Source organism: Crossiella sp. S99.2 (assembly GCF_023094165.1).
Classification (GTDB): Bacteria; Actinomycetota; Actinomycetes; order Mycobacteriales; family Pseudonocardiaceae; genus Crossiella.
Genome location: NZ_JALMDK010000004.1, coordinates 539,590 through 552,280, shown reverse-complemented (window position 1 = coordinate 552,280; position 12,691 = coordinate 539,590). Strand labels below are relative to the sequence as shown.

Sequence of the window (12,691 nt, the reverse complement as noted above, 5' to 3'; positions counted from 1 at the left end):
TCGAACTGGGGAGTTGTGGCATGACGCTGACCGATCGGATCGCGGCCTGGTCCGCACGGCATCGCCGGACGGCGATCCTGGGCTGGCTGGGGCTGGTGCTGCTCGCGTTTCTGGCGAGTGTGCTGGTCACCGGACCGGACGCGCGTAATGAGGATCCGGGGGACACCGGCCGGGCGCAGTCCATTCTGGACAATCAGCGCGAGTACCTGCCGGTGGAGGAGAAGGTCCTGGTGCAGGCCCGCGCACCGGGCAGGCACTTCGGGAACAGCCCGGAGCTGCTCGCCGCCGCCGAGGACCTGATCGCCGAGCTGAAACGGCGGCCGGACGCGGTCACCGGCATCGGCTCGCCGCTGGAACCCGGTTCGCGGCCGGAACTCGGTTCGCCGCACGTCTCCGCCGACGGTCGGTCCGGTCTGGTGACCTTCCGGCTGGCCTGGCCGGTGGAAAAACTCAATGAGCACTTCAGTTTTGCCACCAACGCGGTCGCCACCGTCGCGGCCCGGCATCCCGAGGTGCGGCTGGCCCAGGCCGGGGACCGCAGCCTGTCCGGCGCGGTGGACGAGGCGATCAAGGCCGACCTGGCCCGGTCGCACCTGTTGTCGTTGCCGCTGGTGCTGATCATCCTGCTGATCGTGTTCGGCGCGGTGGTCGCTGCCGGCATCCCGGTGCTGCTCACCGCGACCACGCTGATCGCCACCTTCACCCTGCTGTCGGTGATCGGCAAGGTGGTCGCCATCAACAGCGCGGGCTCGGCGCTGATCCTGCTGATCGGGGTGGCCGTCGGTATCGACTACTCGCTGTTCTACCTGCGCCGCTACCGCGAGGAACGACAGTCCGGAGTGGACGATGAGACCGCGTTGCGCACCACCGCCCGCACCTCCGGGCACGTGGTGCTGTTCTCCGGCCTCACCGTGATGCTGTCCCTGGTCGGGCTGGTGCTGACCGGACTCGGCGTGTTCACCGGCGGCGCGATCGGCATGACCGTGGTGGTCGGCCTGGCCATGATCGCCTCGGTGACCGTGCTGCCCGCGATCCTGGCCGTCCTGCGGCACCGGGTGGACAAGGGCCGGATCCCCTGGCTGGGCAAGGGCCGGACCGCGGCGCGAGAGTCTCGGATCTGGTCCGGGGTCGCCCGCCGGGTGGCCCGGCGGCCACTGGTGTGGGGCGGGGCGGCGGTGCTGGCGTTGCTGGCACTGGCGGTGCCCGCGCTGGACATGAAACTCCAGGACGCCGCGGCGGTGAACAGCCTGCCGCGCAGCGTCGCCCAGGTGGACGCGGCGATCCGCATGCAGGAGGCGTTTCCCGGTGCGCCCACCCCGGCCAGGGTGGTGATCTGGCAGCGCGATCAGTCCAGAGTGGACGGAATGCTGAGCAGCGCGGTGGTGGACCGGCTGCGTACGCAGGTCAGGGAGAGCGGCGGGCTGCTGGCCGAACCGGTCACCAGCGACCGGGTGGGCACCGCGCTGGTGGTCCGGATGCCACTGGCCGGCTCCGGCACCGACGACACCTCGGTGCGCGCGCTGGAACACCTGCGGCACAAGGCGATCCCCGCGGCCTTTGGCGGTTTCGCCCAGCTGGACGCGGCCGTGTCCGGCAAGACCGCGCAGACCTACGACTTCACCAACCAGCTGCGGGACCGCACGCCATTGGTGTTCGCCTTCGTGCTGCTGTTGTCCTTCGTGGTGCTGATCTTCGTGTTCCGCTCGATCACCGTGCCACTGGTGTCGATCGCGCTGAACCTGCTCTCCATCGGCGCGGCCTACGGCGTGATCACCTGGATCTTCCAGTACGGCAACCTCAGCGGCCTGCTGGGTTTCACCCCCTACGGCGGGGTGATGGGCTGGTTGCCGTTGTTCATGTTCGTGGTCCTGTTCGGACTGAGCATGGACTACCACATCTTCATCCTCAGCCGGATCCGCGAACGCTGGACCGACGGCCTGCCCGCCCGCGAAGCCGTGGTCAGCGGCCTCGGCGCGAGCGCGGGCGTGGTCACCAGCGCCGCGGTCATCATGACCCTGGTGTTCGCCGTGTTCGTCACTCTCACCTCCATTGAGAACAAGATGCTCGGGGTGGGCCTCGCCGTGGCGGTGCTGCTGGACGCGACCCTGGTCCGTGGTGTGCTGGTGCCCGCCGCGCTGTCGTTGCTCGGCGAACGTGCCTGGCGGCTGCCGGGTTTCCGTGCCAGCCGGGCCGGGACCGACCGTCGCGTGCGGGGCCCGCGGGTCACCGCCTAACCTTGCTGACCATGTGCCGGGTGCCGCGATGACCAGGAAGACGCCCACGGGGGACGACCTCGTGCGGGTGCTGGCGACGCTGGCCAATCCGCACCGGCTGCGGGTGGTCGCGGCGCTGTCCGGACAGCGCCAGTACGTCAGCGCGCTGGCCCGTGAACTCGGCCTCAGCCGGGCGTTGCTCCAGGTGCACCTGCGCAAGCTGGAGGCGGCCGGCCTGGTGACCGCTCAGTTGGAGTTGTCGGAGGACGGCAAGGCGATGAAGTTCTACGAGGTGACCCCGTTCGCCTACGAGCTGACCCCGGCCACGGTCGTGGCGGCCGCGCGCACCCTCAGCACACCGGAAGAACAGGAAGACTGACCCATGGGCGTCCGTGCCTGGCAGGAACTCGTCGGCGTGTTCGGTGTCTTCACGCTGATCACCGTGGTACTGACCGTGATCATCTGGCAGAGCTTCATCTCGGTGCGGGCCAAGGCCAGCGCCGCCCGCGAACAGGCGTACCAGGAACTGGCCGCCCGCGCGGTGGCCGCGCAGGAGGACACCGCCCGCGAACTGACCGAGGCCAGGGCCCAGCTCGCCGAGCTGCAGACCCGGCTCGCCTCGGTGGAGCGGATCCTGCGCGAGGTGGAGTGAGCACTGCCTTCGTACGACTTGGGCCAACTGGTACGTCCGCTTGGGCAAAACTGGCGTACCAGTTGGCCCAACTCGCCGGACAAGGAGTGGATACCAGGGCGGGGCAGCGGGACACGGGGAGCCTCCACAGTGGACGGTTGGGGTGTGTCCACTTCAGGCTGCCGGGTGGGTGGGGGTGGGGAATCCGACTTTGGGTCGGTTCGGGGTACGACTAATGGCCGACTAGGTGTGACGACCAGGCCCAGGCGGCGATTTCCACCCGGTTCCGGGCGGGCAGTTTGTGCTGGATGCTGGTGAGGTGGGTTTTCACCGTGCCTACCGCGATGTGCAGGGCGGCCGCGATTTCCGCGTTGGTCGCGCCCCTGGCCACCTCGCGCACCACGTCCAGTTCCCGTTCGGACAGCTCGCCGCCGGAGACCGGACGCGGGCCCGGTCCGGTCAGCTTGCGCAGTAGTTTCACCGTGATCGACGGGCTGACCAGCGCCTCACCCGAGGCCGCCGCCCGGATCGCCTCCACCAGCAACGCGGAACTGGCCGTCTTCACCAGGAATCCGCACGCGCCGTCCTGAAGTGCCTGGCGCACATAGGCATCCTCCTCGAACGTGGTCACCACCACGACCTTCGGCGGATCCGCCACCCCGGGCGCGGTCACCCGCCGCAACGCCTCCAGGCCGTCCAGCCGGGGCATCCGGATGTCCATCAGCACCACGTCCGGGCGCAGCTCGCGGCACAGTTCCACCGCGCGCACGCCGTCCTCGGCCTCGCCGACCACCTCGATGTCGTCCTCGGCGGCCAGGATCATGCCGAACCCGGTGCGCACCATCGCCTGGTCGTCGGCCAGCAGCACCCGGATCGTCATCGGCCCGTCCCCACCGGCAGTCTCGCCTCCACCACCCAGCCGCCCGCGGCGCCCGGCCCGGAGCGCAGTGTGCCACCGATCGACTCGGCTCGTTCGCCCAGGCCGCGCAGCCCAAATCCGTTGCGGCCACTGGAACGTGGCGGCCGGCCGTCGTCGGCGATCCGCACCACCACCCAGTTTCCGTTGCGCTGCACCAGCACGTCCACCGCGCCGACCTCCTGGCCGTGCTTGCGCACGTTGGTCAGCGCCTCCAGCACCACCCGGTGCGCGGTGGAGGCGACCTCGGCGGGCAGTTCGTCCAGTGCGCCGGACTCGCTCAGCGTGGCCCGAACCCCGTCCGCCGCGCCGAACCGCGCCACCAGCGCCCGCAGCTCGCCCATGCCGATCGGGGTGGTGCGCGCCGGATCGTCCTCGCCACGCAGCAGTCCGACCATGCGGTGCAAGGATTCCATCGCCTCCGTCCCGGTGTCCGCGATCCGCTCCAGTGCGGGCGCGACCAGCTCGGGCTTCTTGTCCGCGATCGCCAGCGCGCCCCTGGCCTGCACCACCATCGCGGTCACGTGGTGGGCGACGAAATCGTGCAGGTCCCTGGCGAACTCGGTGCGCTGGGTCAGCCGGGCGTGGTCGAGTTGCCGCGCCTTGGCCTGGGCCGTCAGTCGTGCGGTCACCCCGGCGCCGAGCGCGATCGCGGCGGCCAGCACCAGCACGATCGCGCCGACCACGGCGGCCAGTCCGCGATCGGCGACCAGGGGCTGGGTCAGCAGGGCGGCGAGCAGTAGCAGCGAGGCGGTCGCCGACCACCACACCGCACCCCGCCAGGCCAGCACGCCCAGCAGCACCAGCACGGCCGCGCTGTAGGCGAAGCTGAACGGCGCGTCCGGCAGCCGCAGCCGCTCCCCGGTGTAGCGCAGCACGACCGAGCCGACCGCCAGCACGCCCGCGGCGATCGCCAGGGTGCGCGGGCCGAGCCAGCAGCACACCAGCGCGAGCGCGCAGGCCGTCATCGCGGTGCCCAGGTCCAGGCCGAAGCCCGCGCCGGAGCGGAAGGCGCGCCCGGCCAGGTCGATCAGGCCCAGCGCACCCAGCGCCGCCGCTCCCGCCAGCCACAGCAGCACCTGCAGCGGCAGCCAGCGGTTCCCGATCACGCCCGGCAGCCTATCCGCCGGTCGGAGCGGGCAGATCGGCCAAAAGTCAGAGCCACCCGACCGGGAACCGGCCCCGGGACAGATCCGCGCCCGCCCGGCCCGGGGAGATCGTGACCGGCATGACGAACTCCGCTCTCGCGACGGCCGCGGTCGCCGCCGTGGACCTGGTCAAGGTCTACGGCAGCGGCCCCGGCGCGGTGCGCGCGCTGGACGGGGTGACGGTCGGCTTCGACCGCGCCGCGTTCACCGCCATCATGGGGCCCTCCGGCTCCGGCAAGTCCACGCTCATGCACTGCCTGGCCGGCCTGGACACCGCGACCGCCGGGGCCGCCCTGCTCGGCGGCACCGACCTGACCCGGCTCCCGGACAAGGCGCTCACCAAGACCCGGCTGGACCGGATCGGCTTCGTCTTCCAGTCCTTCAACCTGCTGCCCCAGCTCACCGCGCGGGAGAACATCCTGCTGCCACTGAGCCTCGCCGGTCGGGTATATGATCGTGCACTGTATATGCGTCTTGCCGAGATATTGGGTATCGCGGACCGTCTCCAGCACCGGCCAGCCGAACTCTCCGGCGGCCAGCAACAGCGGGTCGCGCTGGCCAGGGCCCTGCTGACCCGGCCGGAGGTGGTCTTCGCCGACGAGCCCACCGGCAACCTGGACTCCCGCTCCGGCGCCGAGGTGCTGCGTTTCCTGCGCCACTGCGTGCGTGAGTTCGGCCAGACCGTCGTCATGGTCACCCACGACCCCGTGGCCGCCGCGCACGCCGACCGGGTGGTGCTGCTGGCCGACGGCCGCCTCGCCGGCGAACTGCGCGACCCGGACCTGCCTGCCGTGATCGAGGCCCTGCGCACCGCCGGAGCGGGCCGGTGAACTTCACCCGCACCTACCTGCGCGGCGTGCTGCGCTCCCCGCTGCGCCTGCTGCTGACCGGCCTGGCCATCGCCGTCGCCGCGCTGTTCGCCACCGGCGCGATCATGGCCAGGGACATCGCGCTGCGCACCGCGATCGAGAACCTCACCGCCATCCCGGCCAGCGCGGACGCCGTGGTCGCCAGCCCGGCGGGCGACGGCGTCACCGCCCTGGACCGGCTCGCCCGCACCCCGGGCGCGACCAGCGCGGTCGGCCGCGCCCACGGCCGGATCCTGGTGGGGGACAACACCGTCCAGCTGCACGCCGACCCTGGCGCCGGACCGCTCAGCCGGGTCCGCCTGACCACCGGCGCCTACCCGGCCGCGGCCGGGGAGATCGCGCTGTCCGAGCGGGCAGCGCACCGGCTCGGCGTCACCACCGGCGGCACGATCGAGGCCAGGATCGGCGCGAAACCCGTGCGGCTCAAGGTGACCGGCCTGGTCTCCGGCCCACCCGCGGACGGCATCGCCGCCTACGCCCCGGATCGCCAGGTGCTCACCCTGACCGGCGCCCCCCTCGCCCGGGTCGAGCTGACCGGCGATCAGACCCGGATCGTCGAATCTCTGCGCACCAGCGCCGAAACCGCCGTGCCCGCGGCCCAGGCCCGCGCCGCCGAACTCGGCCGGGCCCAGGACTCGGTCGACCAGCTCACCGCAGCGCTCACCGCGTTCGTGCTGGTCGCGCTGCTGGCCGGGGTCATGGTGGCCACCTCGGCGTTCCGGATCGTCTTCGCCCACCGCGGCCGCCAGCTCGCCCTGCTGCGCGCGGTCGGCGGCTCCCGGACCAGGCTCGCCATGGCGCTGATCGCCGAGGGCGCGCTCACCGGCCTGGTCTGCGGCGCACTCGGCGCGGCCCTGGGCTACGGCCTCGGCTGGCTGGCCCCGCTGGTCGCCCCGGTGAGTCAGCCGAGCCTGTCACCCTTGCTGCTACTGGTGATCGCCGCCGGCGCCATGCTCGTCACGATCGGCGCGGTGCTCGCCCCGGCACTCGGCGCGGCCGGAGTCTCCCCGCTGGAAGCCTTGCGCCGCACCAGCAAACCCGCGGAGAGCAAGCGCACCGGACGGCTGCGGATCGCGATCGGCGTGCTGGCCGCGGCCGGTGCGGGCGGACTGGTGTACCTGATGATCCAGGAAGGTCTGCTGGAAACCGCCCGGCCCGGCGGCCGCACCGCGGACCTGCTGCTGCTCACCGTGGCCGGCGGGGCCCTGGCCCTGGGCGCGGTGGTCGCGCTCGGCCCGCTCTACGTCGGCCCGCTGCTGCGCCTGCTGGAACGCCCGGCCAAGCTGTTCGGCCCCACCGCCGTGCTCGCCGTGCGCGGCGTCGGCGGTGCGCCAAGACGGGCGGCGGCGGTGGCCGCCGTGGTCACCCTGGGCTCGGCGCTGCTGACCGGAGCCCTGGTCGGCGGCACCACCCTGCGCGAGTACACCGCCGCCGAATCCGCCGCCAGCTACCCCAGCGACCTCCTGGTCAGCGTGCCCGAGGGTGAGTCGCTGCCCGCCGGACTGGTGGACAAACTCCGTGCCCGCCCCGAATTCCGCCAGGTGCTGGCCTACCGCGAGGTGCGCCTGGACGTGCGGAGCGTGCGGGAGCAGGTGAGCGTGCAGGTGTCCGATGTGGACATTCGGGCCACCCCGGGCTTCGCCGGACTCCGGCTGTCCGAGGGCAGCTGGGAGCCCGGCGGGTTGTTCCTCAGCGACAACTTCGCCCGCAGACTGCGGGTGGGAGCCGGGGACCTGATCCAGGTCGGCGGCCGGGAGCTGATGGTGCAAGGAGTGGTGCTGGGTGAACGGATCGCCGTGTCCGCCGTGGTGCTGGACCGGGCCGACCTGGACCGGCTGAACGTGCCGCCGACCCCGAGCGGGGCGCTGCTCGCCGCCGCCGGTCCGGGCAACGCCGAGCAGTTGACTGCCCAGTCCGCGGCCAGGAATGTGGTGGGACAGCAGGCCGAACTGTCCTCGCTGACCGACCGGCGCGCCGACCAGTCCGGGCTGCTGGACCTGCTGACCCTGCTCGCGCTGTGCCTGATCGGACTCACCGTGCTGATCGCGATCGTCGGCGTCGGCACCACCGCGGCACTGTCCGTTGTGGAGCGTGGCCCGGAGGCGGGACTGTTGCGGGCACTGGGACTCGGCCGGGGCGCCCTGGCCGGGGCCACCCTCGGCGAGTCGGTGGTGCAGGGCCTGCTCGGCGGATTGCTGGGGGTGCTGCTCGGCGTGCCCTACGGCTGGCTGGGCGTGCAGAGCCTGGGCACCTCGGCGCCATTCGTGTTGCCGGTACTGGCTTTGTCGCTCGCGGTGCTGGCACTGGTCGGGCTCACCGCGGTGGCCGGGCTGATCCCGGCGGTGCGGACCGCGCGGGTCAGCCCGGTCACCGCGATGCGCGCCAACGACTAGGAATCCGGTCCCTACCTCGCGGCGTGTTGGCCGTTCTCGTACCCGGTGTTGGCCGAACTGGTACGCCATTCGGCCAACTCACCGCCCACAACGGCCAACACGCCGTCCGTAACGGCCAACTCGCCGTACGACAACGGCCAACACGGCGGCGGGGGGTCAGCCGAACTGGCCGGGCTGGTAGTCGCCTGCGGGCTGCTGGACGATCACGTTCAGCCGGTTGTACGCGTTGATGATCGCGATCAGCGACATCAGCGCGATCAGCTGCTCCTCGTCGTAGTGCTTGGCGGCGTTGGCCCACACCTCATCCGGCACCCCGCCCGCCGCGTCCGCGATCCGGGTGCCCTGCTCGGTCAGCTCCAGCGCCGCGCGCTCGGCCTCGGTGAACAGGGTGGCCTCGCGCCAGCCCGCGATCATGTGCAGCCGCTGCGCGGTCTCGCCGGCGAGCGCGGCCTCCTTGGTGTGCATGTCCAGGCAGAACCCACAGCCGTTGATCTGGCTGGCCCGGATCTTCACCAGCTCCTGGGTCGCGGCGGGCAGTGTCGAGTCCGACACCACCTTGCCCGCCGAGTTGAAGTGCTTGATCAGCTTGGCGGCCATCGGGCTGGCGAACATGTTCAAACGGGCGTTCACGGTGAACTCCTCTGCCGTTGTCGTTGCCTACACAGCTATGACGACCCGGCCCGGCAGAGTGTGACCGGTCTGGATGTGACCTGCGTCGCTAGTCCTCCGCGCTGCTCCGGTGCAGCCGGGCGATCCGGGTCAGGCACCGCTTGAACGCCGCGTACGCCGCCTCGCCCACCTCCGCCGCGTGCCGGGCCTCGATCCCGGCCATGATCAGATCCCCGCGGCGCAGCTCGTCGACCAGGGTGCCGATCACCTGCTTGTGCTGCCCGGACTGGCGGGCACCGTCTACCGCGAGTTCTTCACCGCCGACGGCGATCGCATCCGGCGCGCGGTCGACCGGTGGATCCGGGAGTCCCCGCTGTTCACCGGGGTGGTCGACTTCGACGCGGCGGTGCGCGACCCCGAGCATGACGTGGCGTACCGGGTGGAGCTGGACAGCGGCGACCACCTGCACCCCAACGACGCGGGCGCGGCCGCGGTGCCGCTGGTGGCGTTCGAGCGCTGACCAGCGGGGAATTGCCGGGGGCGGTGGCCGGGTGTACAGGTATGCACATGCACTCACGGGCCGGCCGGGCGCGCGGGGCCCTGCTGGGGCTCGCCCTCGGTGACGCGCTCGGCATGCCCACCCAGGCGATGTCCCCGGCGGAGGTCGCCACGCACTACGGCGAGATCACCGGACTGGTCGATGCCGTTGCCGCCCAACCGATCGCGCCCGGCCTGCCCGCCGGAACGGTCACCGATGACACCGAACAGGCACTGCTGCTGGCCCGGTTGCTGATCGAGGGCGACGGTCGGGTGGACCCCGGGGAGTACGGCCAGGCGCTGCTCGGCTGGGAGGCCGGGATGATCAGCCGCGGCTCGGCGGATCTGCTTGGCCCGTCGACAAAACTGGCCCTGACCCGGCTCGCGGCCGGGGTGTCACCGGCGGAGACCGGGCGGGACGGGGTCACCAACGGGGCGGCCATGCGGGTCGCCCCGGTCGGCATCGCCACCCCGCCGGACGATCTTGACCGGCTCGCCGACGCGGTCGCCGAGACCGCCAGGGTCACCCACAACACCAGCCTCGGACTCGGCGCGGCGGTCGCGGTCGCCACCGCGGTGTCCGCCGGGATCGCCGGAGCCGGGCCGGTCGAGGCCCTTGACCTGGGCGAACAAGCCGCCGTGGTGGGGGCCCGGCGTGGGCGCTGGGTGGCCGGCGCCGAGATCGGGCCGCGGATCCGGTGGGCGCGGCAGTGGGTGCGCGGGATCCCGCCGGAGCGGCTGGGCCCCGCGATCGGGCAGGTGATCGGCACCTCGGTGGCGGCGCAGGAATCCGTGGTGGCCGCCTTCGCGCTGGCCGAGGCCCTCGGCGAGCGGCCACTGGACGCGTTGCTGCTGGCCGCGAACCTGGGCGGGGACACCGACACCATCGCCGCGATCTGCGGGGCGATGCTCGGCGCCTGTCACGGAAGTGCCGCGCTGCCAACGGATCTGACCACTAGGGTGCTCCGTGTGAACGCTCTCACGCTGGATCCGCTGGTGGCCGGGCTGCTCGCGCTCCGAGGCCGGGCGTGAGCGGGCAGCTCGTGCACACCGGCCAGGTCGTGGTCGACCTGGTGCTGAGTGTGTCCGGGCTGCCACCCCTGGGCGGTGATGTGCTTGCCTCCGCGGTGAAACTGACCCCAGGCGGCGGATTCAACGTGATGGCCGCGGCCTGCCGCTCCGGCGCCGAGGTGCTCTACGCGGGCAGTCACGGCACCGGCAGCTTCGGCGACCTGGCCAGGGCCGCGATGGCCGCCGAGGGCGTGCTCGTGGCCAACCCGCCCACGCCCGGCGCGGACACCGGCATCGTGGTCGCCCTGGTCGACGAGGAGACCGGCGAGCGGACCTTCGTCACCGGCGTCGGCGCCGAGGGCCGGCTGGAACCGGGGCAGCTGGACCGGGTGCACCCCAGTGCCGCGGACATGGTCTACATCAGCGGGTACAGCCTGCTGCAGCGGGCCAATCGGGAGGCGCTGCTCGGCTGGCTGGCCCGGCTGCCCGGCCCCACCGTGCTGTTCGACCCCGGCCCGCTGGTCGAGCAGATCGTCTGGTCCGACCTCACCGCGGTGCTGTCCAGAGTGGACATTCTCAGCTGCAATGCCCGTGAGGCCAAACAGCTCTCCCGTACCAACACCACCCGCGCCGCCGCGGCCGCGCTGGCCACCCTGGTGCCCAGCTTCGCCACCGTGATCGTGCGCGACGGGCCTGCGGGCTGCCTGCTGCAACGGGACGGTCGGATCACCACGGTCGCCGGGTTCAACGTGGACGCGGTGGACACCAACGGGGCCGGGGACGCGCACTGCGGCGCGCTGCTCGCGGAGTTGTTGCGCGGCAGCGGAATGCTGGAGGCGACCCGGTACGCCAACGCCGCGGCCGCGATCGCGGTCACCCGGCACGGACCGGCCACCGCGCCGGTGCGCGCGGACATCGAAGAGCTTGTCGGAACGGGGTTCCCGCCATGAACGAAGCGCTCAAGGTCGAAACGCACGGCATCAACGTGATCGGTGACGCCGACCGGCACGGCAGGCCCCGGCAACTGTTCTGGCCCTGGTTCGGCGCGAACGTCTCCGTGCTGGGCCTCAGCTACGGCTCCTTCGTGCTCGGCTTCGGCCTCTCCTTCGGCCAGGCCGTGTTCGCCGCGGTCATCGGCATCGTGTTCTCCTTCCTGCTCTGCGGCTTCATCGCGGTGGCCGGCAAACGCGGGTCCGCGCCGACGATGGTGTTGAGCCGCGTGGCCTTCGGCGTCCGCGGCAACCGGCTGCCCTCGGCTATCTCCTGGCTGCTCACCGTCGGCTGGGAAACCGTGCTGGCCACCCTGGCGACGCTGGCCACCGCGACCGTGTTCGAGCGCCTGGGCTGGGGTGGCGGCGCGACCACGAAGGTGCTGGCGCTGCTGGTGGTCACGGTGCTGGTGGTCGGCGCGGGCGTGCTCGGCTTCGCCACCATCATGCGGCTGCAGACCGTGATCACCGTGATCACCGGCCTGCTCACCCTGGTGTACCTGGGCCTGGTCGCCGGGCACATCCACCTGGACGCGGTGACCGCCATCCCGGCCGGGTCGGCCCAGCAGCTCGTCGGCGCGCTGGTGTTCCTGATGACCGGTTTCGGCCTGGGCTGGGTCAACGCCGCCGCCGACTACTCCCGTTACCTGCCAAGGGAAACCCCCAGCCGCGCGGTGATCGGCTGGACCACCTTCGGCGCCAGCCTCGCCCCGGTGGTGCTGCTGCTGGCCGGCCTGCTGCTCGCCGGCTCCTCCCCGCAACTCAACACCGCCATCGCCGCCGACCCGATCGGCGCCCTGACCACCCTGCTCCCGGTCTGGTTCCTGGTGCCCTTCGCCCTGGTCGCGGTGCTCGGCCTGGTCGGCGGCGCGGTACTGGACATCTACTCCTCCGGCCTGGCCCTGCTCGCCGCCGGCGTCCGGGTCTCCCGCCCGGTGGCCGCGCTCATCGACGGCGTGCTGATGGTGCTCGGCACGGTGTACCTGGTGTTCCTCGGCGGCGAGTTCCTCGGCCAGTTCCAGGGTTTCCTGACCACGCTGGGCGTGCCGGTGGCGGCCTGGTGCGGGATCATGCTCGCCGATCTGGCCCGGCGGCGGGAGTACGTCGAGGCGGACCTGTCCGACCCGGCCGGGCGGTACGGCGACATCCGGTGGGGACCGGTCGCGTTGATCGTGCTGGCCACCGGGCTGGGCTGGGGGCTGGTGACCAACTCGGCGGCCGGCTGGCTGGGCTGGCAGGGGTACCTGCTGGGGCCGCTGGGGCTGGCGGCGAACTGGTCCGGCGCCAACCTCGGCGTGCTGCTCGCCCTGGTCCTGGGCTTCGCGGTCACCCTGCTGACCGGCCGCCGCGCCCGCGCCGCGCGGGCCTGATCTTC

General features: G+C 72.2%; 13 protein-coding genes. 9 read left to right on the top strand and 4 right to left on the bottom strand.

From position 1 onward, the window contains the following. The first annotated feature begins 20 nt into the window (after positions 1 to 20). The 3 genes from MZC64_RS18295 to MZC64_RS18285 are packed head-to-tail and all read left to right on the top strand — an operon-like array spanning position 21 to position 2,865. Positions 21 to 2,234, top strand: a complete 2,214-nt coding sequence (locus tag MZC64_RS18295; RefSeq protein WP_247757917.1) for an MMPL family transporter — start codon at positions 21 to 23, stop codon at positions 2,232 to 2,234. A 28-nt stretch (positions 2,235 to 2,262) separates the two neighbouring features. Then, complete coding sequence (locus MZC64_RS18290) at positions 2,263 to 2,592, top strand: winged helix-turn-helix domain-containing protein (RefSeq protein ID WP_247757916.1); 330 nt, start codon at positions 2,263 to 2,265, stop codon at positions 2,590 to 2,592. A 3-nt stretch (positions 2,593 to 2,595) separates the two neighbouring features. Further along, complete coding sequence (locus tag MZC64_RS18285) at positions 2,596 to 2,865, top strand: hypothetical protein (protein WP_247757915.1); 270 nt, start codon at positions 2,596 to 2,598, stop codon at positions 2,863 to 2,865. Between the two features lie 211 nt (positions 2,866 to 3,076). On the opposite strand, the gene MZC64_RS18280 is transcribed toward MZC64_RS18285, so the two are convergent. Both MZC64_RS18280 and MZC64_RS18275 read right to left on the bottom strand, forming a co-directional pair. Next, entirely contained in the window at positions 3,077 to 3,724 is a 648-nt protein-coding gene (locus MZC64_RS18280) for a response regulator transcription factor (RefSeq protein ID WP_247757914.1), read from the bottom strand. Beyond that, a complete protein-coding gene (locus tag MZC64_RS18275; protein WP_247757913.1) occupies positions 3,721 to 4,869 on the bottom strand; it encodes a histidine kinase in 1,149 nt (382 codons plus the stop codon). Before MZC64_RS18275 ends, MZC64_RS18280 begins: the two co-directional genes overlap by 4 nt. A gap of 119 nt (positions 4,870 to 4,988) precedes the next feature. On the opposite strand from MZC64_RS18275, the gene MZC64_RS18270 reads away from it, so the two are divergent. Both MZC64_RS18270 and MZC64_RS48710 read left to right on the top strand, forming a co-directional pair. Continuing rightward, the gene (locus tag MZC64_RS18270) at positions 4,989 to 5,738 is read left to right on the top strand and encodes an ABC transporter ATP-binding protein (RefSeq protein WP_247757912.1); all 750 of its coding nucleotides are present in this window, start codon (positions 4,989 to 4,991) and stop codon (positions 5,736 to 5,738) included. Continuing rightward, complete coding sequence (locus MZC64_RS48710) at positions 5,735 to 8,170, top strand: ABC transporter permease (RefSeq protein ID WP_247757911.1); 2,436 nt, start codon at positions 5,735 to 5,737, stop codon at positions 8,168 to 8,170. The genes MZC64_RS18270 and MZC64_RS48710 overlap by 4 nt, the downstream gene beginning before the upstream one ends. 156 nt (positions 8,171 to 8,326) lie before the next feature. On the opposite strand, the gene MZC64_RS18260 is transcribed toward MZC64_RS48710, so the two are convergent. Beyond that, a complete protein-coding gene (locus MZC64_RS18260; protein WP_247757910.1) occupies positions 8,327 to 8,800 on the bottom strand; it encodes a carboxymuconolactone decarboxylase family protein in 474 nt (157 codons plus the stop codon). 88 nt (positions 8,801 to 8,888) lie between these two features. After that, a complete protein-coding gene (locus MZC64_RS18255) occupies positions 8,889 to 9,047 on the bottom strand; it encodes a hypothetical protein (protein ID WP_247757909.1) in 159 nt (52 codons plus the stop codon). 6 nt (positions 9,048 to 9,053) lie between these two features. Here MZC64_RS18255 and MZC64_RS18250 point away from each other — a divergent pair, with 6 nt between their 5' ends. Genes MZC64_RS18250 through MZC64_RS18235 form a run of 4 tightly spaced genes read left to right on the top strand, consistent with a single transcriptional unit; the run spans position 9,054 to position 12,686 of the window. Further along, a complete protein-coding gene (locus tag MZC64_RS18250) occupies positions 9,054 to 9,299 on the top strand; it encodes a hypothetical protein (RefSeq protein WP_247757908.1) in 246 nt (81 codons plus the stop codon). A gap of 47 nt (positions 9,300 to 9,346) precedes the next feature. Next, positions 9,347 to 10,348 (top strand): ADP-ribosylglycohydrolase family protein, encoded by a 1,002-nt coding sequence (locus MZC64_RS18245; protein ID WP_247757907.1) that lies wholly within the window; start codon positions 9,347 to 9,349, stop codon positions 10,346 to 10,348. Next, positions 10,345 to 11,277 (top strand): PfkB family carbohydrate kinase, encoded by a 933-nt coding sequence (locus MZC64_RS18240; RefSeq protein WP_247757906.1) that lies wholly within the window; start codon positions 10,345 to 10,347, stop codon positions 11,275 to 11,277. The genes MZC64_RS18245 and MZC64_RS18240 overlap by 4 nt, the downstream gene beginning before the upstream one ends. Further along, positions 11,274 to 12,686 (top strand): cytosine permease, encoded by a 1,413-nt coding sequence (locus MZC64_RS18235; RefSeq protein WP_247757905.1) that lies wholly within the window; start codon positions 11,274 to 11,276, stop codon positions 12,684 to 12,686. Before MZC64_RS18240 ends, MZC64_RS18235 begins: the two co-directional genes overlap by 4 nt. The last annotated feature ends 5 nt before the right edge of the window (positions 12,687 to 12,691 follow it).

Bases quoted from the DNA above. Each gene is read 5' to 3' on its own strand.
- MZC64_RS18270 (WP_247757912.1), top strand. From the start codon at position 4,989: ATGACGAACTCCGCTCTCGCGACGGCCGCGGTCGCCGCCGTGGACCTG.
- MZC64_RS18290 (WP_247757916.1), top strand. From the start codon at position 2,263: ATGACCAGGAAGACGCCCACGGGGGACGACCTCGTGCGGGTGCTGGCG.
- MZC64_RS18285 (WP_247757915.1), top strand. From the start codon at position 2,596: ATGGGCGTCCGTGCCTGGCAGGAACTCGTCGGCGTGTTCGGTGTCTTC.
- MZC64_RS18280 (WP_247757914.1), bottom strand. From the start codon at position 3,724: ATGACGATCCGGGTGCTGCTGGCCGACGACCAGGCGATGGTGCGCACC.
- MZC64_RS18235 (WP_247757905.1), top strand. From the start codon at position 11,274: ATGAACGAAGCGCTCAAGGTCGAAACGCACGGCATCAACGTGATCGGT.
- MZC64_RS18245 (WP_247757907.1), top strand. From the start codon at position 9,347: ATGCACTCACGGGCCGGCCGGGCGCGCGGGGCCCTGCTGGGGCTCGCC.
- MZC64_RS18295 (WP_247757917.1), top strand. From the start codon at position 21: ATGACGCTGACCGATCGGATCGCGGCCTGGTCCGCACGGCATCGCCGG.